Here is a 1,956-nt window from a genome sequence, read left to right as displayed (position 1 = left end):
CCAGATTCGCCCAAATTTGCACAAAGATGACCCATGCAAACGCTTCGGTAGGCTGACCGCCCAAAAACTCCGAGCGCATGCCGAACAATGCCAGAAATTTCGCCACAGGGCCGCCCAGCGGGTAGAGAAACAGCGACCACATCAGACCCTGAATGACCACCCCAAGGATGACCGGCATAAAGTAAATGGTGCGGAAGATGTTGGTAAATTTGAGCTTTTGATTGACAATCAAAGCCACAATCAATCCCAGCGTGAACTGGACGGTGGTGACCACGAAACTGAATATCAGGGTTCGTTTGAGCGCATCCAGATTATCCAGCGAGGCGCGTCCCATGAACAAAAATTCGCGGTAGTTATCCAACCCAATCCAGCGGATCGGCGCGCCTTTGATACCGGTGGCATCGGTGAAGGAAAAAAATCCGGTTGCGATGGAAGGGCCGAGCGATATCAGAAAGTAGAAGAATAATCCGGGTAAAAGCAGAAGATACGGTGTCAACTTCGACCAGCCGCGGCCAAAATGGTAAGACATGCGATCACCCTTTCCTTTCTGTGAAAGGAACTGGGCTTCCCGCCGGAGCAGGAAGCCCAGTCTTCTCGGTAAAGTTTTACTTCACGGCATCCAGTCCGGCTTGCAGGTCTTCCTGAACCTTATTGGCCAGTTCTACGGGGTCATCGAAGGTGCCAAACGGTTTGAAGTACGAAGCCCATGGATTGGCATACTGACCGGCGCCCTTCGGGGCAACCCAGTACTGTTCGTAACCAACCCGGAAGTTAGCGAGGTAAGGAGCAATTTCGGCGCCAATTTTGGTGTTGAGTTTGGCAGTCGGCTGGGTGGGGATGAAACCAACTGCATCCACAAATGCCTGGTAATTGGCGGGTTCAGAAAACTCTTTCAGGTACAGCAGAGCGGCTTCTTTGTTGGGGGTGTTGTTGGCAATTGCCCAACCCTGATCGTATTTGCCGAACCAGTACTTGTTGTCTTCGGGGTTGTCGGAACCGGGGAAGGGGATGTAGCCCCAATCGAAATCGGGCTGAGCGGCTTCGATGGCAGGAGCATACCAGCTACCACCGGGGAACATGGCCACCGCGCCGGAGGCAAAGCGGCCGGGCGCAGCATCGCCGGCGATACCGCTGGCGCCTTCTTCCATCATGTCACGGGCATAAACCTGCATCTTGCGCCACATTTCCAGCGATTTTTCGTCGTTCCACTTGATCTTACCGGTCCACAATCCTTCGACCAGCGCTTCCTGATCGGGGTAAATTGACCCAATCAAGCCATAGGCACCCACGAAGATCGGCCAGCCGTCTTTACCACCGGCGGTCATGCAGGGAATACCGGCGCCCTTGAAGGTTTCACATGCGGCGACCAGTTCCGGCCAGGTGGTGGGGACTTTGACATTGTATTGTTCGAAGAGGGCCTTGTTGTAGTAAATGCCGCTGTAAATCACACGTCCCAGGTTGACAGCATAGACTTTGCCGTTGTAGGAACCGGCATCGTTAATGGTGGGGGTATCGTAGTACTGGAGGAAATCCTGACCGGTCAGGTCCATCAGCAGACCGGCTTCGATCAGCTGCTGCCAGTTGGGCGGGTCCACCTGCTTCATGTACGGCTGGGCGCCGTTGGCAAAACCAAAAATATCCAGCACATCAATATCATTCGCCGAAAGGCGGGTTTGTGAAACGGTGCTGAGGTCATTGGCGTTGACCACGGACATGTCCACCGTGATGTTGGGGTGGCGGTCCTGGAATTGTTTGTTGAACGCTTCCATGAATTCCACCATCGGCGGGTTTTGGTGAACCAGCACACGCAAAGTAACCTTTTTGGCGGGTTGTTCGCCGGCAGCCGTGGGGTTTTGTGGCTGCGAACTATCCGCGGTGGGAGTAGCCGGTGTGCCACAGGCAGCCAGAATGGTAGCAAAAATCACCATCAGGCTTATCAACAGAAACACTTTTTTG

The 1,956-nt window shown here is 54.0% G+C and carries 2 protein-coding genes; both read right to left on the bottom strand.

All coding sequences use genetic code 11. From position 1 onward, the window contains the following. Positions 1 to 529 (bottom strand): sugar ABC transporter permease (locus VAE48_RS08520; protein ID WP_322792896.1); only part of this gene is annotated, 529 nt, incomplete at its 3' end. A 76-nt stretch (positions 530 to 605) separates the two neighbouring features. Beyond that, positions 606 to 1,956, bottom strand: a 1,351-nt coding sequence (locus tag VAE48_RS08515) for an ABC transporter substrate-binding protein (RefSeq protein WP_322792895.1), incomplete at its 5' end; no start/stop codon positions are given.

The sequence above is a fragment of the Bellilinea sp. genome (assembly GCF_034432615.1).
Lineage (GTDB): Bacteria > Chloroflexota > Anaerolineae > Anaerolineales > Anaerolineaceae > Bellilinea.
The sequence above is the reverse complement of the archived record's forward strand: the minus strand, read 5'-3'. Positions and strand labels throughout refer to the sequence as shown.